An 18,480-nucleotide genomic window follows, 5' to 3' on the forward strand; every position below is an offset into this window, starting at 1 on the left:
TCGGCGGCGGGGACAGTGGTGCCCGTTCCCGTCACCGCGGTGTTGCCGAGGTTGACGTCGAGTGCGGCTGCCACGTCTGCGGCCGGAGTCGTGCTATCCGTTCCCGTGGTGTTTCCGAGGTTTACGTCGACCAGGGCTGCTACGTCGGCGGCGGGAACCGTGGTGTCGGTTCCCGTGCCGGTGGTGTTTCCGAGGTTTACGTGGACCAGGGCTGCTACGTCGGCGGCGGGGACAGTGGTGTCGGTTCCCGTGCCGGTGGTGTTGCCGAGGTTGACGTCTGCGGCGGCTGCTACGTCGGCGGCGGGAACAGTGGTGTCCGTTCCCGTCACTGCGGTGTTGCCGAGGTTTACGTCGACCACGGCGGTGGCGTCGGCTATGGGAGCAGCCGGGGTGGTACCCGTCGTCGTGTTGCCGAGGTTTACGTCGACCACGGCGGTGGCGTCGGCTGCCGGAACAGTGGTGTCCGTTCCTGTCACTGCGGTGCTGCCGAGGTTGACGTCTGCGGCGGCTGCTACGTTGGCTATGGGAACTGCAGTGTCCGTTCCGGGTGCTGCATTGCCGAGGTTTACGTCGACCAGGGCGGTGGCGTCAGCCGCAGGAGCAGCCGTCCCAGTTCCCGTTCCGGTGCCACCAAGATTGACGTCGACCAGGGAGGTGGCGGCCGGTGCCACGGCAGTGCTGCCGTTCGAAGTACCGGTGTTGAGGTCGGCATTGACGCTGACCGCGGAAGAATTCGACGGCGCTGGGCCACCCAGCAGACCCAGCGACGTCGAAGCATTTAGGTCCGCCGAAGCGGCTTCAGGCGCGATGTTGATAGCGCCTGTGGCAGTGGTATCCGCGCTCGCCGCGGTTGCGCCGAGGGCAAGTAGCCCGCCGGCAAAGAGGGTGCCTAATAGGCCCCTGCGAACTGTCTGGTGCATTGTGATGTCTCCTGAAAAGTTGTTGTCAGGTGCCCATGGCAACCTGATTGGCCGTGTGTCTGCCGCAGGGAGGCAGAAGGGGCCCAACTAGTCAGGAGAGGAGCCGGGGTCGATGGCCACCGGCGAAGGAACATGCTGAAGGGGTCCGCTGACAGGGACAAAACCCATGAGCGGCAGGTACTCAAAGAGGCTGTTCAGCCAGGCGGCCGAAGCGGAAGGGCCACCGGATGACGTGCCGCTTCCCGAGCCTGAGGCAGGAGCCGGAAGCAGCGCCTCCGGTGATGGCACGCGGTCTTCGCCGGATGGCGAGTCTCCGCCGGCAGGAACCTCTGGGGCGGACCCCGTGGGGTTGGCAGCTTTCGGCGCAACAGAGTGGCTGAAATGAGCGGGTGATCCGACGGCCGGGTGGACAGGCAGCGCGGACACCACAGAGGGCCCGGCGACGATGCCGAGCGAGGCCTCTGGACCTGTGGAAATTTGCCTCGCTTCGGCGAGGTCAACTGCGGGTAGCCGTTCTGGAACCGCGACAAGGCCCGCCACGACGTCCGTGACGGGCACAGTTATCGGTGTCGTCAGAGGAGGTGCCTGGGTGAGCACGTCAGTGACCGTCTCGACGGGAAGCTCAACAGGGCGAGTGTCAGTCACCGGGCTCACGACGTCGGTTACTGGTTCCACGACCTCGGCCACTGGCTTAACGGCCTCAGCCACCGGCTTCACGATAGTTTCGGCCGTGTCCGTCAGCGCTCCATCAGCAACGGAGGCTACGGGGCCGCTAACTCCAGCCATGGTGTCATCAGGAAGCGCCTCGCCCAGAGGCAGTCCGCCGAGTGCGGCATCAACGGGCTCCAGAATGTCCGCCGCAACCGGCGCAACGACGGGGACAGGGGGCGCTGGCGTGGAAGGAACGGGAGTCACAGGTGGAGGCGCAACAACCGGAGGCTGTTCGGCCGGCGCCGGCCCAGCCGCAGCCGGCAATGATGCCGGGAGGGCTGCCGGATCGATGGCCGGAAGCGGCAGGGGAGCTACAGCCGGTGTGGGCTGAGCAACCGCGCCGGCTTCATGTGCTTTCGCGGAGATCAGCGCGCCAACGCTTTCCGCCACGCTGTCCGTACTGCCTTTGGCGGACGAGACAGCCGAGGAAATGCTGCCGGCCAGCAGATCAGGTCCGTCTGAATTGTCGGCGTCGGCGGCCGGGGCGGATACCGCCAGCCAGGCCACAGCAGCGGCGCCGGCCAAAAGAACCGGGCGCAAAGGGCGCAGCGCAGACCACGACAAAGCCGCAATGGTCATGCTTACCACCCCCAGAGCTCACCGAGTGAATCGACGATCGACTACAGCCTAAGCCTGCCCCAAAGTGAGAGTCCAGACCCGGGACAACAATAATCCTTTCGATTCGATGAAGGGGCCGGAAAGGCTCCTCAATGGGCATCATTCGGATACGCGACACCGAGCTGGGCGCGCACGCCGTCGAACAGCCGCATCGTGTTGAGGGAGTCTTCCAGTGGCATGACCGGACTCTCGGTGAGGCCCTGCTGGACGCACCGGGTTACCTCACGAAGCTCGTACGTATAACCCCGCCCCGTCACCTCGAAGTGTTCCGTCCGGGGTGTCTCCTGCCCGATCCCCACCACCAGCTTTTTGGGGTTGTTGATCGAGCCGAGTGTCTGCAGGTACCCGAGGCTGCCCGCAATCGTTGCGGCGCGCGGGCCGTGGGCGAGCAGGGACGAGGTGAGCTGTGCCTGCGCGCCGTGGTGGTAACCCAGCGTAAGCGCATTCTGGGCGTCCACGCCGTCGTCGTTCAAAGTGCCCATGGCACTGACCGTCTGCGGGAAACCCAAGGTCCCGAGGGCCCACAGCAGCGGGTAGACGGTGATGTCCAGAAGCGCGCCGCCGCCGTCCTGGACGGCCCAGAGCCTGGCGGTGGGAGAGTAGGGCGCCGGGAAGCCAAGGTCCGCAGTGACCCACTGGACGGTTCCGAGTTCACCGGAATGCGCGATCTCGAAGGCCCTCTGCATGCTGGGCAGGAAGCGGCTCCACACGGCTTCCATCAGGAACAGCTTCTTTTCGCGGGCCACGTCGATAAGCTCGGCAGCCTCACGGGCGTTGATGGTGAACGCCTTTTCGCAGAGCACATGCTTGCCTGCCCGAAGCGCAGCCAGCACCACCCGGTGGTGCTGAGCGTGCGGCGTGGCCACGTAGACCACATCCACAGAGTCGTCGGCGAGGAGCCGTTCATAGCCGTGCTGTCCGCCGTCGTCCCCGTACCCCACGGCAAAGCCGAACTCGCCTGCAAATGCGTCTGCGGTGTGCTGGGCACGTGAGCTGACGGCGTACAGTTCCGCGTCCTCCAGAAGCGCCAGGTCCCGCGACACCAGGGAAGCGATCCGGCCGGTGGCAATGACACCCCAGCGCAGCCGGCGGCCCGTGGCGGCAAGGGGATCCTGGTTGGACTGGCTGAAGAGCCACGGCTTGGCGATCGGTGACGTCATGACGCCATCCTCTCACCCGGGTGGGGGAGCGTTCGGTCAAAACCGGCAGGAAGTGAGGAAGGGTCGGGTCAAAACCTGCGAAAGGTGAGGAAGGATCGGGTCGGAACCTGCGAAAGGTGAGGAAGGATACGGTCGAAACCTGCGAAAGGTGAGGGAGGGTGTTGGGCCCGCCCGCCCCCACCTTTCCGTCCCTTCTACGACGCCCTAGCTACGGCGCAGCCGCGTCGACCTAGACTGCCGCCGGCTCCGCAGCGCGGCCGCGGACGGGTTCCTCCGCCAGCCTGCCCTGCTGCAGCCGGAACCGGCGGTCCGTCTTGTTGGCGAGCGTGCGGTCGTGCGTGACCACGAGGATGGTGGTGTTGTGGTCGCGGCTGAGGGAGCTGAGCAGTTCGATGATGTGCTCGCCCGTCTGTTCATCAAGGTTGCCCGTGGGCTCGTCGGCGAGGATCAGCTTGGGTTCGTTGGCGAGGGCCCGGGCAATCGCCACGCGCTGCTGTTCACCGCCGGAGAGCCGGTTGATGCGGCGGCCGTGCTTGTCCGGATCGAGCTGCACCTGCTCCAGCAGTGCCCGTGCCCGCTCTGCCCGAGTCGCCTTCCGCACCCCGGCGAACTCCATGGGCAGCATGACGTTGTCCAGCGCGGACAGGTTGGGCACCAGGTTGAACTGCTGGAACACGAACCCGATGTCCCGGCGTCGGTATTCGGTCAGCTTGCCGTCCGGCATGCCCGCCAGGCTCACGCCGTTGACGACGACGTCTCCGCTGGTGGGCTTGTCCAGCGCGCCCAGGAGGGACAAGAGAGTGCTCTTGCCGCTGCCGCTCTTGCCCACGATGGACGCCAGCGTGCCCTGCTCCAGCTCGAAGCTGACGCCGTTGACCGGCTTGATGGTGCGGTCGCCGGACTTGAACGTGCGGACCAGATCCTTGACTTCAATCATGGCTATTCTCCTCGGAGGACTTCGATGGGGCGGATGCGGGCGGTGAGCAGGGCCGGAACCAGCGCGCCGATGATGGCGACGCCGAACACTGCCGCGATGCCGGCGGCAAGGATGCCGGGGGACACGCTGGCGGTCACGGAGGTGAGCAGCTGGGAGGCGCCGCCGAACGGTCCGCCCTGTCCGCCGGGGAATCCGTCGGCCGCCCCGGCGAACCCGCCGCCGCGCTGGCCGGCGGGGGCCGCCGTCGTGCTGGTGCTGGAGCTGACCAGTGCGGAGGCGATGCCGCCGCTGGCGAAGGAGGCGATGACGGCGCCCACCACGCTGCCGAGGGCCACCAGGACCAGTGCCTCGAGCACGAACTGCAGGCCGATGGTTCGGTTCGGTGCGCCGATGGCCTTCAGAACGCCGATTTCGCGGCGGCGCTCGCGGACCAGCATGACCATGATCAGCAGGATGATCAGCCCCGCCGTGCCGAGGGCCGCAATGAACGCCACCATGGAGATGTTCTTGACGCTGTCCAGCGACGTGACGGCGGTTTCGAGGTTGCGCTGGCCCTGCGTGACGTCTGCCTTGTCGGTGCCGAGGGCGTTCTGCAGTGCCGTCTTGGCGGTGTCGACGTTCTCCATGCTGTCCACCGTGACGATCATCGTGGACAGTTCGCCCGGCAGCTCGGCCAGGGTCTGGGCGGTGGGGAGCGTGACGTAGAGGGCGTTGTTGCCGAACGTGGTGCCGGCGTCGAACATGCCGGCGACGGTGAAGGTCTTGCTGTTGATCGTGAAGGTGGAGCCGACCTTGAGGTTGTTCTTTTCAGCAAGGGTGGTGCCCAGCAGCGCCTTGGTGGACTCCGCTGTGTAGTCGCCCAGGCCGGTGCCCGAAGTCAGGACGAGTGCCTTGCCGGTGCTGTCCACCACTGCGCCGGTTCCGGTCGCGGTGATGGGGAGGGACCTCGCCGGCTGGGTGGTCCCGGTGGTTCCCGTGGTTCCGGTACTTCCCGTGGTTCCGGTTGTTCCGGAGCTGTCCTGGTTGCGCGCGCCCAGCGTTCCGGCGTCGACTGCCGCGGTGAGGCTGGTGGTCAGCGTGGTGGTGGTCTGGCCGCCGGGGCCGCCCTGCCCGCCGCCCGGGCCGGCCAAGGTCCCGGCTGCCGTCTGTGCCGCGGCCTCGGTCGCGTTGCGCAGCCTGAGCGCCTTGGTTCCGACGACGGCGGTCACGTTCGGGACGTCCGCCGCCGTGGCCGCCTGCTCAGCGGTGAGCGGCTCGCCGCCGCCTTCGAAGCCCTGGACGCCAGCCGGGTTCACCGTCAGCACGGTCCCCACCGAAGCGTTCAGCTCCTGGACTTTGGCGCCGACGGCCTGGTTGGCCACCAGCATGGCCAAAGCCAGGCCAATGGCGACCGCCAGTACGGCCACAACCGCCGCTGTTCGGACCTTGTTTCTAAACGCATTGCCTACACTTCGGGCGAGGACGCTCACTGCACTCCTTGGGATCACATGCCGGGGATTGGTCGGCTTCGGATCCCACACTGGTGCCCGCTGCTGTGCGCGAAACGGGCCGAACCTATGTTTGCGCTGTGAAGTGACACCCGGGCGCGGCAACGCAAGAGCCCCGGCCCTCCCTGTGAACTGGTCACTTGCGGGGGAGCCGGGGCTCTGTGGCGACAGCGTCTGCGGTGTTACTTGGTGATCGGGCCGAGAACCGGATCGTCCACGTAGGCCGTCTTGACGTTTTCCTTGGTCACGATGACTGGCTCCAGCAGGTAGGCCGGAACGGTCTTGACCTTGTTGTTGTAGGACTTGTCATCGTTGATCTCAGGCGTCTTGCCGGCCTGGATGTCCTTGACCATGACGATCGAGTGCTCAACGAGCTTGCGGGTGTCCTTGTTGATGGTGGAGTACTGCTCGCCGGCCATGATGGACTTGACCGACTCAACCTCGGAGTCCTGCCCGGTGACCACCGGAAGCGGCTTGCCGGCAGCCTTGACGGCGGTCAGCACTGCGCGGGCCAGGGTGTCGTTCGGAGACAGGACACCGTCCAGCGACGCGGAGGCGTAGCTGCCGGTCAGGAGCGTATCCGCACGGCGCTGGGCGTTCTCGGCCTTCCAGCCCTGGGTGACAGCCTGCCCGAAGGACTTCTGTCCGGAGAGGACCTTCAGGGTGCCGTCGTCGATCTTCGGCTGCAGGACGCTCATGGCGCCATCGAAGAAGACCTTTGCGTTGGCGTCGTCAGGGGAACCGGCAAAGAGTTCGACGTTGTACGGGCCCTGCGGCTTCTTGGCCTTCATGCCGTCCAGCAGCGCCTTGCCCTGCAGCTCGCCCACCTTGAAGTTGTCGTAGGCCACGTAGTAGTCCACGTTCTCGGTGTTCAGCAGCAGGCGGTCGTAGGCGATGATGGTGGCGCCGGCGTCCTTGGCCTGCTTCAGCTGGGTGCCCAGCTGGGCGCCGTCGATTGCGCCCACGATGATGACCTTGGCGCCCTTGGTGATCATGGCGCTGATCTGGTTCTGCTGCTCCGAGACGCCGCCGTTGGCGAACTGGACGTCCGCCTTGAAGCCCGCCCCCTTGAGGCCGTCATTGAACAGCTTCTCCGCGAGGACCCAGTTCTCGCTGGTCTTCTGGGGAAGTGCGACGCCGATCGAGGAGCCCTTGGGGAAGGCCTCGCCGCCAGCGGTTCCGCCGCCCGTTGTGCCGGTATCGGAACGGCCGCAGGCTGTCAGCGCCAGTGCCGCAATGGCAGCGATTGCTGCCGCCTTTCCTGCTTTACCAATCATTCGCATTGCTTGGTTCACTTTCTTTAGGGGTGGGACATGCTTCCGGGGAGCGGCAGGGCTCAGGCTTCCCGGGAGATGGTTTCTTTCGTGGAAGTAACTTCGTCAGGCTGGAGCGGGGTGCCGCCGCTGGGGCGGTTGAAGCTCTGCGTCAGCATGCCGATGATGGAGCGCTTGCCCTGGCTCTTGTTGTAGACGTCGAACGCGACGGCGATCAGCAGGACGAGGCCCTTGATGATCTGGGTCAGGTCGGCGCCGACGCCGAGGAGCTGCAGCCCGTTGTTCAGCACGGCCATGACCAGGCCACCGACGATCGAGCCGATCACGGTGCCCACGCCGCCGGTCACCGCTGCGCCGCCAATGAACACAGCTGCGATGGCGTCCAGTTCCCAGCCCACGCCGTCGAACGGTCCGGAGGCCGTGGAACGGCCCACGAAGATCATGCCGGCGAGGCCGGCCAGGATGGCCATGTTCATCATGACCAGGAAGTTAACCTTCTTGGACTGCACGCCGGAAAGCTCGGCCGCGTGCCGGTTACCGCCCACCGCGTAGACGTGGCGGCCGACGACCGTCTTGGCGGAGATGAAGCCGTAGATAAGAACCAGGATGGCAAGGATGAGGCCGGGGATCGGGAACGAGGTTCCCGGCCGGCCGGTGGCGAACAGGTACGTGGCGTACAGGATGGCGCCGCAGACCAGCACGAGCTTGGTGACGACGACCCAGCCCTCGGGGACCTCGGCGCCGAGGGCCTTGGCAGTGCGGCGGGCGCGGAGTTCACTGAAGATCACGAACGCGACGCCCAGCAGGCCGAGCAGCAGGGTGAGGTTGTTGAAGCCGGTGTTCGGGCCCACCTCGGGAAGGTAGCCGGAACCGATGTACTGGAAATCGGCGGGAACGGGGATGGTGTTGGACTTTCCGACGAACTGGTTGAAGCCGCGGAACAGCAGCATGCCGGCCAGCGTCACGATGAAGGCTGGAATCCCCACATAGGCCGTCCAGAACCCTTGCCAGGCGCCGATCAGGGCTCCCAGCGCGAGTCCGAGCAGAATGCCCAGATACCAGGGGATGCCCCAGTCCCTGATGGCCAGGGCCACTGTGACGCCGACAAATGCCGCCACGGAGCCGACCGACAGGTCGATGTGGCCGGCGATGATCACCAGCACCATGCCGATGGCCAGGATCAGGATGTAGGAGTTGCCATTGAAGAGGTTGATGACGTTGCCCGGGGTGAGCGTGCGGCCTTCGGTGGCGATTTGGAAGAAAACGATCAGTGCAACCAGGGCGAAGATCATGCCGAATTGGCGGGTGTTGCCGCCAAAGAGCTTCTTGAGCGCGTTCATTGTGTCAGTCCTTGTTCTGGAAGGTTCTGGAGGATTCCAGAGGGTCAGGCGGTTTTTCTGGCGGAAGTCATGAGTTTCATGAGGCTTTCCTGGCTGGCGTCGTCTTTGTCTAGGACGCCGGTGATGGCGCCTTCGAAAATGGTGTAGATGCGGTCAGAGAGGCCCAGCAGTTCAGGCAGTTCGGAGGAGATGACGATGACTCCCTTGCCCTGGTTGGCCAGCTGCTGGATGATCCCGTAGATCTCGTACTTGGCCCCGACGTCAATGCCGCGGGTGGGCTCGTCCAGGATCAGCAGGTCAGGATCGGTGAACATCCACTTGGCCAGGACCACTTTTTGCTGGTTGCCGCCGGAGAGCTTGGCCACACCTTCCTCCACGGATGGCGTCTTGGTGCGCAGCGACTTGCGGTACTGCTCAGCCACGGTGAATTCCTTGTTGGCATCCACTACGAAGTGCTTGCTGACCTTGTGCAGCGCCGCCGAGACGGTGGTGGTCTTGATGTCGTCGAGGAGGTTCAGGCCCAGCGACTTCCGGTCCTCCGTGACGTAGCCCAGACCGGCGTCGATGGCCTGCTTAACGCTCTTGAGGTGAAGTTCCTTGCCGTTCTTGTAGATCTGGCCACTGATGAAGCGGCCGTAGGAACGGCCGAACACGGACCGTGCCAGTTCGGTGCGGCCGGCGCCCATCAGCCCGGCGAAGCCCACGATCTCGCCGCGGCGGACGAAGAAATTGGAGCTCTTGCAGACCAGGCGGTCCTGGACCTGCGGGTGCCCGACCGTCCAGCCCTTGACCTCGAACAGGACGTCGCCAATCTTGGGCTCGTGATCCGGGAAGCGTGATTCGAGCGTGCGGCCCACCATGCCTTTGATGATCCGGTCCTCGTCGACGCCGTCGGCCTTCACGTTGAGCGTCTCGATGGACTTCCCGTCACGGATGATCGTGATGGAGTCCGCGATCTGCTCGATCTCGTTGAGCTTGTGGGAAATGATGATGGACGTGATGCCGCGGCCCTTCAGGCCCAGTATCAGGTCCAGCAGGTGCTGGGAGTCGGATTCGTTCAGGGCCGCCGTGGGCTCGTCGAGGATGAGGAGCTTCACGGACTTGTTCAGCGCCTTGGCGATCTCCACCAGCTGCTGCTTGCCGACCCCGATTTCCTTGATCGGGGTGTCGGGGTCCTCGCGCAGGCCAACGCGGGCCAGCAGCTCACGGGAGCGGGTGCGGGCCTCGGCCCAGTCGATCACGCCGCGCTTGACCGGTTCGTTGCCCAGGAAGATGTTTTCCGTGATGGAAAGTTCCGGGATCAGGGCAAGCTCCTGGTGGATGATCACGATCCCGGCGTGCTCACTGGCGCGGATGTCCTTGAACTGCTGCACCTCGTTTTGGTACACGATGTCGCCGGTGTAGCTGCCGTAGGGGTACACGCCGGAGAGGACCTTCATCAGCGTGGACTTTCCGGCACCGTTCTCCCCGCAGATCGCGTGGATTTCGCCGGCCTTCACCGTCAGGCTCACATCGGACAAGGCTTTAACGCCGGGGAATTCCTTGGTGATGGAGCGCATCTCCAGAAGAACCGGCTCGCTCTGCGTGTTGAGGGACGTCATGTGCCCTTACGCCTCCAATGCATTGACTTCGTTGTCTTCCCTGCAATCCGCAGGGCCGTCTGATGAAAAAAGTAGATGGAGCATGCCCTTGTCGTCAAGTCTTTAACGCAACGGCGGGATAACGAAACACTACGTGCGCCGGATTCCGGCGTGCTGGAAGACCAGCGACGCGGCGCCGAGAGCCTCGGCCCGGTCGTTCAGCGAGGACATGGTCAGGGTGGTGGTTTCGCCGATGACCGGCACGGCGTGCCGCACTAAACCTCGCCGGATGGGGTCCAGCAGGATGTCGCCCAGCCCGGCCAGGGGGCCACCCACCACAATGACCTCCGGGTTGATCAGGTTGGCCACATTCCCGAGGGCCCGGCCCACCGCGAGGCCGGCATCGTCCACCACGCGCAGGGTGGCGGCATCCCTCGCCAGCGCTTTGCGAACGATGTCCGCGGGGGTCAGCGGGCGCTCCTCGCCGCGGCTCAGCAGCTCGATCATGGTGGTGGTGGAGGCGATGGTCTCGAGGCACCCCCTGTTGCCGCAGCGGCAGATCAGCCCGTGTTCGTGAATGGTCGCATGGCCGATTTCACCGGTGATCCCGACGTTGCCGTAGTACGGGTTGCCGTTGAGGATCAGGCCCGCGCCAATGCCGGAACCGATCTTCATGAACAGCAGGTTGCTGATGCCGCTGTGCGGTCCCCAGGTGACCTCGGACAGGGCGCCCAGATTCGAGTCATTGTCTATGAAAATGGGAAACAGGAACGCGTCTTCGAGGCGTTCCTGGATGTCGATGCCCACCCACTCGGGCAGGATCGCCCCCTGCGCCACGGTGCTGGTCCGGCGGTCGATGGGGCCGGGGATTCCGACGCCGGCACCCACCACGGCGCTGCGCTCCACCCCGCTGTCCGCCAGCAGTTTATCGAGCAGGGCGACGGCGGCCTGGATGCCCTGCTCTGCCTGGTGCCCGAGGGGCAGGAGGACCGATTCCTCGGCGATGATGTGGTAGCTGAGCGAGGCCAGAACCACCCGCAGGTGCCGCCGGCCGAAGTCGATGCCCACCGCCACGGCACCGTTGCTGTTGAGCCGGACGTTGAGTGCGCGCCGCCCGGAACTGGTGGTCGGCTCGGTGGAGGCCAGGCCGGAGTCCTGCATGATTTTGACGATGTTGGACACCGTCGCGGTGGACAGTCCCGTCTGCCGCGCGAGCTCCGCCTGGGTGGAAGGGCCGTTGAGCAGGCATTCGATGATCCGCTGCTGGTTCAGGTGCCTGAGGGCGGATTGCGACCCGGGGTTTTTGGTTCGGCTCCTCGTTGAGCGCGCTGGTGAGGGCATGGAATGAACATTGCACCATCGGCGGCCTTGTAGTCAAGAAGTTAACGCAACGACCCGGCGCGTCGAAGGGCGCGCCGGCCGGACAATACGTCCCGCGGGCAGGTTGGGACGGTGCAAATGGACCGGATCGGCGGCCGCTGGCCGCGGATACGCTGAGGGGAACGACGTCCGGTGTTGGGCAGGCGTCCACGAAGACTTGAGGTGATCACGGTGAAGCTGGCGCTGATGCAGGCGAACTCCAGTGTTTTGGACATCGAACGGAACTGCGGAGCCATTGACCGGGCGGCGCGGGCGGCCGCGGAAGCGGGTGCCGCGGTGCTGCTGACTCCCGAGCTTTTCCCGGTGGGCTACGCCCCGCTGCGCGTAAGGGCGGAGTTGGACCCCGGCATCCTGCCCGGCGTCCGGCGGACCCTCGCCGGCATTGCTGCCACGCACCGGATTGCGCTGGTCTACAGCCTGCCCGCCGTTACGGCCGACGGGCAGTGGCAGATCACGGCGACGATCCTGGACGATCGCGGGAACGAACTGCTCAGCTACGCCAAGGTCCACCTTTTTGGTCCGGAGGAGCGTAAGGCGTTCAGCCCCGCGGAAGCACCCCCCGCCGTCGTCGATCTGGGCGGCATCAAAGCCTCGCTGGCCATCTGCTACGACGTGGAGTTCCCCGAGACGGTGCGCGCAGCCGCCGCGGCCGGCGCAGACCTGCTCCTGGTTCCCACGGCGCTGGCCCATGGCTTCGAATCGGTGCCGCAGGTACTGCTGCGTGCCCGGGCTCTGGAGAGTCAGCTGACAGTCGCCTATGCCAACCACTCCGGAGAGGAGGGCGGCTGCACCTTCCTGGGCGGAAGCGTCGTTGCCGGCCCCGACGGTGAGCTGCTGGCTGCCGCCGGCGCCGGTCCGGAACTGCTGTACGCGGAGGTCAGCGCCGAGGCGGCCCGCCAGGCTCGGGATGCCGTGCCCTATCTGCGCGAACGCCGCCCTGATGTTTATCGCGCCTGGGACGAGAACGGCGGCGGCATTAATCGGGGCTAGGTGGCAGCCCGTCCACGTACTGCAGCGCAATCCAGAGTTCGGCCCGGACCTGCGCCTGGTTCAGGTCGGTGTCCAATAGCTCGGACACCGCGTTGATCTGCCGCCGGACGCTGTTCCGGTGCAGGCCCAGCGCCTTGGCGGTGGCATCCCAGTTCCCGTTCTCGCCGAGCCACGCCCTCAATACGGACAGGTGCGCGGTCCGGCGATCGCTGTCCTGGCTGAGCACCGGCTCCAGCAGCCGCCCGGCCAGCATGGTTCCGGCTTCCTGGCCCAGCAGTCCGGCGACCGTCCACGTCACTTCACCCACCCTGGCACTCTTGCCGGTGGTCTGGACGCGCTGCCGCAGCGCCGTCACCCGCTGATACGCGCTGCTCAGATCCGTTAGCTCGCTGGCGTCCCCGATAATCAGCCGCCAGCCCAGCTTCTCGACTTCGGCCAGCAGCGCGTCGTCAACCCTAAGCCGGGTGATGGCAGCGAAGCCGTAGTCCGTGAGCTCCACGAGCTTGGTGTCGAACAGGCGGCGCCACTGCAGCAGCTCGCGGACGGGGCTGTCACCGGCGCGCCCGGCAGGCTGCCCCGCGGCCTGATCTGCCCGAATGCCTTGCTCAGCCCCAATGCCCTGCGCCGCGCTGATTCCCTGCACAATGCGCAAGGCACCTGAACGCGTGGAGGAAGTGCTCTGAGCGAGCAGGTCCCGGAGCCCGTTGAGATGCCGTGCCCCGCCGGCGGACAGGCTGTCCGGGTGCAACAGCAGCGACGTCGCCAGCTGGCTCGGTGCCAGAGAGCCGCTGGTCCGTTGCCGGACCAAGAGCTCCAGAAGTCCGACGGCGGAGGAGACCACGCTGTTCTGTGCTGGGGTCAGCGGCGTGTCAGTGCCCAGCACCAGCGCCCCGAGGTTGGCATCGCGTGTGCTGCGCAGCGGATGTCCAAACACGAGCCGGGAACCCGGGCGGTCCAGGGACTCCATCTCCACGCGGGGACCGCTTCCGCCCAGGAGCCGGCCGAGCAGCGGCTGCAGGGCGGCAACCTCGACGCCGGAGCCCGCCCGGGCGCGCACCCGCCCGTCGGCACCGATCAGCATGGCCCACACCGGAACCCGCTGGGCCAGGGCGGCAAGCAGTTCGTGTTCCGGCCGGGCGGACAGGACGGCCCGCATCAGCTGCCGGTTCGTGTCCGCGAGGTGCCTGAACAGTTTCGCGTTGTCCGACTCGAGGAGCCGGGAGAATTCGAGACCGATGGCGGCGAACGGGACCGTGCTCGGCACCTGCAGGAGCGTCAGGTTGTGCCGGACGCAGGCGGCCACCACCGGATCCGGGACGGCGCTGAAGTAGGGCTCCAGGCCGAAGCCGAGTGCCACCACCCCGGCCTTCACCAGGCGCCGGACGTAGGCGTCGGCCCCAAATGCGCCGCCTCCTGGGGCGTCGCCCGCGTCGCCGCTTGCGCCGCCCACGAAGGGCAACCCCGCCGTGAGCAGGAATTCGCCGTCGAGCAGATAGGGCGTGGGGTCTTCCAGCTCACTCGGTTCAACCCACCGCAGCAGGCCCGAACCGTTGCCGCCGTCGTGCAGCAGCACCAGCTCCGCGGGCAGCTTCGCCAGGAGCTGGTCCAGGGTGACCCCGCTCCGATGTTCTCCTGCCGAACCGGCTGCCGGAGGGGTGCCTCCGACCGCCTCAGGCGCACCCGTCGGTTGTGCATTACGTCCCATGCCAGAACACTCTAGGTCATTTTGCACAGCATTGAGAGGTGACTCACACGCCTAGGCTGGAGCGACGGAAAGCCCCCAACTACTTACGAACGGACGTCAATGATGACTGTGCCCACCCAAGCAGGACAGCGGCCTCCGGTGCAGGCCGGCCGCCTAGGACTGGCAGCCCAGCTGCTCCGTCGCAAGCCGATCGGGCAGATGGTCCAGGAGGCCGAGACGGGCCATGGCGGAACCCGCCTGGTGCGCAGCTTCGGAGTCATGCAGCTGACGATGATCAGCGTGGGCGCCACCCTCGGCACTGGCATCCTGGTGATCCTGGGCGAGTCCGTGCCGCTGGCCGGGCCGGCCATCTGGATCTCGTTCGCCATCGCCGGCCTGGCCGCGCTGCTGTCCGCCGTGTCCTACGCCGAAATGGCCGGCCTGGTGCCGGCCGCAGGCTCCAGCTACTCGTACACGTACGCCACCATGGGCGAGGGCATGGCCTGGATCTGCGGCTGGTGCCTCGTGCTCGAATACGCCGTTTCCGTCGCTGCCGTGGCAGTGGGCGCCGGCCAGTACGTCAACGAAGCGCTGGCGGTCTTCGGGCTGGCCCTGCCGGATGCGGTGTCGCAGCCGCCGGGCGGCGGCGGCCTGGTTAACATCCCGGCCATGGTGATTGTGGTGCTGGCCATGGTTCTCCTGGTCCGCGGCGCCAAGGAAAGCGCATGGATCAACACCGCGATCGTGCTGGTGAAGGTAGGGATCCTGGTCTTCTTCTGCGCGGTGGCCTTCACCGCGTTCAACGGCGGCCACTTCGAGCCGCTGCTGCCGATGGGGGCCGCCGGCGTGTCCGCCGCCGCCTCCCGGGTGTTCTTCTCCTACATCGGCTTCGACGCCGCCTCCACCGCGGGCGAGGAAGCCCGCAACCCCAAGCGCGACCTGCCCCGGGCCATCATGCTCTCCATGCTGATCGTCACCACCATCTACGTGCTGGTTGCCGTTGCCGCCATCGGTGCCCGCCCCTGGGGCTGGTTCGACGGCACCGAGGCCGCACTGGTGAAGATCCTGGAGGAAATCACCGGCCAGCCGTGGATGGCACTGGTGTTCGCTGTCGGCGCTGTGCTCGCCATTGCCAGCATCGTGCTGACCGTCCTCTACGGACAGACCCGCATCCTTCTTTCCATGTCCCGCGACGGGTTGGTTCCCAGCGTCTTTGGCCGCGTCTCCCACCGCACCGGCACGCCTGTTGCCGGAACCCTGATCGTGGGAACCGCCGTCGCCCTCACCGCCGGGCTGGTCCCGCTCGGGGCGCTCGCGGACGCCACCAGCATCGGCACCCTGTTCGCCTTCGCCCTGGTGAATATGGCCGTTATCCACCTCCGCCGCACCCGGCCGGAGCTCAGGCGGACCTTCCGGGTTCCCCTGTTCCCGCTGACACCGATCCTGGGCGCGCTGATGTGCGTCTACCTGATGGCCAACCTGGGCGCCGAAACGTGGGTGACCTTCGGGATCTGGATGCTGGTGGGACTGGCCGCCTACTTCGGCTACGGCAGGCGGCACTCGCGGGTGGCCGCGCTGGGGCAGGAGGAATACCGTGAACTATCCGCCCGTGATTCTTCCCCAGCTCCCACACCTGCTGAACAGACAACTTCGCACCAGTAAGACAACAGACGAGACCACGGAGACAGACCTTCCATGACAACCGCTACCGAACTGCCGGCATCCGATCCGTCCAGCGCCACCACGGCGTCCGTCCCGCCCGGAGCACCAGGCCAGGCCCCGGTGACCATGCTGAACCCGGACTTCCCGTTCAGCTACGACCACTATCTGTCCCACCCTGACGGACTGGGTTCGGTGCCGCCTGAACTGTACGGCACCGAAGTCGCCGTGGTGGGTGCCGGGCTGTCCGGGCTGGTGACAGCGTACGAGCTGATGAGGCTCGGGCTGCGTCCGGTGCTTTACGAGGCGGATCAGCTCGGCGGACGCCTGCGCACGGCCAGCTTCCCGTCGGCACCGGATGTGGTGGCAGACCTGGGCGGCATGCGGTTCCCGGTATCCGGCAAGGCCTTCTACCACTATGTGGACCTGCTGGGACTGGAGACGCGGGACTTCCCCAACCCGCTGGCCCCGGCGACTTCCAGCACCGTGATTGAGCTGGCCGGGCAGAGGCATTATGCCGCCACCTCGGCGGACCTGCCGCCGTTCTTCCGCGAAGTGGCCGAAGCCTGGAAGGCCGCCGTGAACGACGGTGCGCAGTTCACGCAGATGCAGGAAGCCATCCGGGCGAGGGACACGGCCCGGATCAAGGAGCTGTGGAACGAGCTTCTTCCGGAGCTGGACGAACAGACCTTCTACGGCTTCATCGCCGGTAGCCAGGCGTTCCGGAAGGCGGGCTTCGCGCACCGCGAGGCGTTCGGCCAGGTCGGCTTCGGCACCGGCGGCTGGGACACCGACTTCCCCAACTCCATCCTGGAAATCCTCCGCGTCGTCTACACCGACGCCGACGACCAGCACCGCCTCATCTCCGGGGGAGCGCAAAGGCTCCCCGAGGCACTCTGGCGCCACGCGCCGTCGGGCATGGTGCACTGGCCGGCAGGGACGTCCCTGGCGTCCCTGCACTCAGGCTCCCCGCGCGGAGCCGTGGAACGGATCAGCCGTGAGGCGGACGGCAACCTCCGCATCCGGGAGCGCTGGGGGAGGGAAGCCTCCTACCCGGCGGTGGTCACCACCTGCCAGTCGTGGCTGCTGTCCACCCGGATCCACACCGAGGAGGCGCTGTTCCCGGCCGAGCTGTGGACGGCGATCGAGCGCTCGCACTACATGCAGTCGTCCAAGACGTTCGTGATGGTGGACCGGCCGTTCTGGAAGGACATCGACCCGGAAACCGGCAGGGAGGTCCTGTCCATGACGCTCACGGACCGGCTGAACCGTGCCACCTACCTGCTGGACAACGGCCCGGACCAGCCCGCCGTGATCCTGCTGTCCTACACGTGGAACGACGACGCGCTGAAGTGGCTGGCGCTCGACGCCGACGAACGCGTGGAGCTGATGCTGCACTCGCTCGAGCAGATCTACCCCGGCGTGGACATCGCCAGCCACATCGTGGGCCAGCCGATCACCGTCTCCTGGGAGGCCGACCCCAACTTCATGGGCGCGTTCAAGGCCAACCTGCCCGGCCACTACCGCTACCAGCAGCGGCTCTTCACGCACTTCAAGCAGGACCAGCTGCCGGAAAGCCAGCGCGGCATCTTCCTCGCCGGCGACGACGTGTCCTTCACGGCAGGATGGGCCGAGGGTGCGGTGACCACGGGATTGAACGCGGTGTGGGGCGTGGTGAACCACCTCGGTGGCTCATCGGCGCCAGGCAACCCCGGGCCAGGCGACCTGCTGGACGAGCTGGGCCCGATCAGCCTGGACTGAGTGGCGGTTCTCAACTGAGTAGCAGATCAGGGCGTTCCCAGCGCTGGGAACGCCCTGTGCTGCGACCTACTTGGGTGCGTGGAGTTCGCGGTGGGCCTTGGCCAGCTCGCGGTAGTGCGCCGCGTTGCGCTTGACGCCGTCGAACTCCTCGTCGGTGAGTTCGCGGCGCACCTTGGCCGGGACCCCGGCCACCAGCGAACGGGGCGGTACCACCGTCCCTTCCAGTACGACGGCGCCGGCCGCCACGAGCGAGCCGGCGCCGATCACCGCCCCGTTGAGGATGGTGGCGCTCATGCCGATGAGGCAGTCGTCTTCCACGGTGCAGCCATGGACGACGGCGCTGTGCCCGACGCTGACCCGCGCCCCCACGCTGCAGGGGAAGCCGGGGTCGGCGTGCAGCACCACATTGTCCTGCAGGTTGCTGCCGGTGCCAACGGTGATGGCGGCGGTGTCCGCGCGCACCGAAACGCCGTAGAACGCGCTGGCGTCCTCGGCGAGCGTGGCACGGCCGATGACTGACGCCGTCGGCGCCACGAAAACGGAGGGGTGGATGTCCGGCGTGTCACCGGCGAAGGGGTAAATGGGAGCCATGCCCCCAAGCCTAGGACACCGGCTTGGTTCGCCGGGTGAGCCGGAACCGTCAGTGGGCTCCGCCGACGTTCAGGACGACGACGCCGGCGACCACCAGGCCGATCCCGAGGATCTTCATCAGGTTCAGTTCCTCGCCGAGGAAGACGGCACCGATTGCCACGATGGCAACCGTTCCGAGGCCTGACCACAGGGCATAGGCGACGCCAACGGGCACACTCTTGACCACCTGCGACAGCAGGGCGAAGGCAACCCCGTAGGCCCCCAGGCACCAGACGCTGGGCCAGAGCCGGCTAAATCCTTCTGTCGACTTCAGGAAGCTGGTGCCCAGGACCTCCGCGGCGATCGCCAGTGCCAGATATACGTAGCCCAAGAAGATGTGTCCTTTCCC

At 66.5% G+C, this 18,480-nt stretch carries 14 protein-coding genes and 1 pseudogene; 3 read left to right on the forward strand and 12 right to left on the reverse strand.

Annotation, left to right across the window (positions count from 1 at the left end):
- The 9 genes and pseudogenes from J7I85_RS08450 to J7I85_RS08490 all read right to left on the reverse strand — a co-directional run.
- Window positions 1-920, reverse strand: a pseudogene (locus J7I85_RS08450) (hypothetical protein); the annotation flags it as partial.
- A gap of 87 nt (window positions 921-1,007) precedes the next feature.
- Window positions 1,008-2,210, reverse strand: a complete 1,203-nt coding sequence (locus tag J7I85_RS08455) for a hypothetical protein (protein ID WP_214849799.1) — start codon at window positions 2,208-2,210, stop codon at window positions 1,008-1,010.
- Window positions 2,211-2,338: 128 nt separating this feature from the next.
- The gene (locus J7I85_RS08460) at window positions 2,339-3,409 is read right to left on the reverse strand and encodes a Gfo/Idh/MocA family protein (protein ID WP_214849801.1); all 1,071 of its coding nucleotides are present in this window, start codon (window positions 3,407-3,409) and stop codon (window positions 2,339-2,341) included.
- 229 nt (window positions 3,410-3,638) lie between these two features.
- Window positions 3,639-4,346 carry an ABC transporter ATP-binding protein gene (locus tag J7I85_RS08465; protein WP_214849803.1) on the reverse strand — a complete coding sequence of 236 codons (708 nt, stop codon included), beginning with the start codon at window positions 4,344-4,346 and terminating at the stop codon, window positions 3,639-3,641.
- Window positions 4,347-4,348: 2 nt separating this feature from the next.
- Window positions 4,349-5,815, reverse strand: a complete 1,467-nt coding sequence (locus tag J7I85_RS08470; RefSeq protein ID WP_214849805.1) for an ABC transporter permease — start codon at window positions 5,813-5,815, stop codon at window positions 4,349-4,351.
- A 200-nt stretch (window positions 5,816-6,015) separates the two neighbouring features.
- The gene (locus J7I85_RS08475; RefSeq protein WP_214849814.1) at window positions 6,016-7,116 is read right to left on the reverse strand and encodes a sugar-binding protein; all 1,101 of its coding nucleotides are present in this window, start codon (window positions 7,114-7,116) and stop codon (window positions 6,016-6,018) included.
- Window positions 7,117-7,169: 53 nt separating this feature from the next.
- The gene (gene mmsB, locus J7I85_RS08480) at window positions 7,170-8,447 is read right to left on the reverse strand and encodes a multiple monosaccharide ABC transporter permease (RefSeq protein WP_214849816.1); all 1,278 of its coding nucleotides are present in this window, start codon (window positions 8,445-8,447) and stop codon (window positions 7,170-7,172) included.
- Window positions 8,448-8,491: 44 nt separating this feature from the next.
- Complete coding sequence (gene mmsA / locus J7I85_RS08485; protein WP_214849818.1) at window positions 8,492-10,048, reverse strand: multiple monosaccharide ABC transporter ATP-binding protein; 1,557 nt, start codon at window positions 10,046-10,048, stop codon at window positions 8,492-8,494.
- 129 nt (window positions 10,049-10,177) lie between these two features.
- On the reverse strand, window positions 10,178-11,368 hold the full coding sequence (locus tag J7I85_RS08490; protein WP_214849821.1) for an ROK family transcriptional regulator: 1,191 nt from the start codon (window positions 11,366-11,368) through the stop codon (window positions 10,178-10,180).
- Window positions 11,369-11,593: 225 nt separating this feature from the next.
- Here J7I85_RS08490 and J7I85_RS08495 point away from each other — a divergent pair, with 225 nt between their 5' ends.
- The gene (locus J7I85_RS08495) at window positions 11,594-12,397 is read left to right on the forward strand and encodes a nitrilase-related carbon-nitrogen hydrolase (RefSeq protein ID WP_214851171.1); all 804 of its coding nucleotides are present in this window, start codon (window positions 11,594-11,596) and stop codon (window positions 12,395-12,397) included.
- Here J7I85_RS08495 and J7I85_RS08500 read toward each other — a convergent pair.
- Window positions 12,384-14,102 carry a PucR family transcriptional regulator gene (locus J7I85_RS08500; protein ID WP_214849824.1) on the reverse strand — a complete coding sequence of 573 codons (1,719 nt, stop codon included), beginning with the start codon at window positions 14,100-14,102 and terminating at the stop codon, window positions 12,384-12,386. The two genes, J7I85_RS08495 and J7I85_RS08500, sit on opposite strands and share 14 nt — an antisense overlap.
- A gap of 102 nt (window positions 14,103-14,204) precedes the next feature.
- Here J7I85_RS08500 and J7I85_RS08505 point away from each other — a divergent pair, with 102 nt between their 5' ends.
- Complete coding sequence (locus J7I85_RS08505; protein WP_214851178.1) at window positions 14,205-15,743, forward strand: amino acid permease; 1,539 nt, start codon at window positions 14,205-14,207, stop codon at window positions 15,741-15,743.
- 33 nt (window positions 15,744-15,776) lie between these two features.
- Window positions 15,777-17,501, forward strand: coding sequence for an NAD(P)/FAD-dependent oxidoreductase (locus J7I85_RS08510; protein ID WP_214849833.1), 1,725 nt, complete (start codon window positions 15,777-15,779; stop codon window positions 17,499-17,501).
- Between the two features lie 66 nt (window positions 17,502-17,567).
- Here J7I85_RS08510 and J7I85_RS08515 read toward each other — a convergent pair whose 3' ends face one another.
- Window positions 17,568-18,092, reverse strand: coding sequence for a gamma carbonic anhydrase family protein (locus tag J7I85_RS08515; RefSeq protein WP_214849836.1), 525 nt, complete (start codon window positions 18,090-18,092; stop codon window positions 17,568-17,570).
- A 49-nt stretch (window positions 18,093-18,141) separates the two neighbouring features.
- Window positions 18,142-18,462 carry a multidrug efflux SMR transporter gene (locus J7I85_RS08520; RefSeq protein ID WP_214849841.1) on the reverse strand — a complete coding sequence of 107 codons (321 nt, stop codon included), beginning with the start codon at window positions 18,460-18,462 and terminating at the stop codon, window positions 18,142-18,144.
- Window positions 18,463-18,480 lie beyond the last annotated feature (18 nt).

It is taken from the genome of Arthrobacter sp. ISL-65 (assembly GCF_018613795.1).
Lineage (GTDB): Bacteria > Actinomycetota > Actinomycetes > Actinomycetales > Micrococcaceae > Arthrobacter.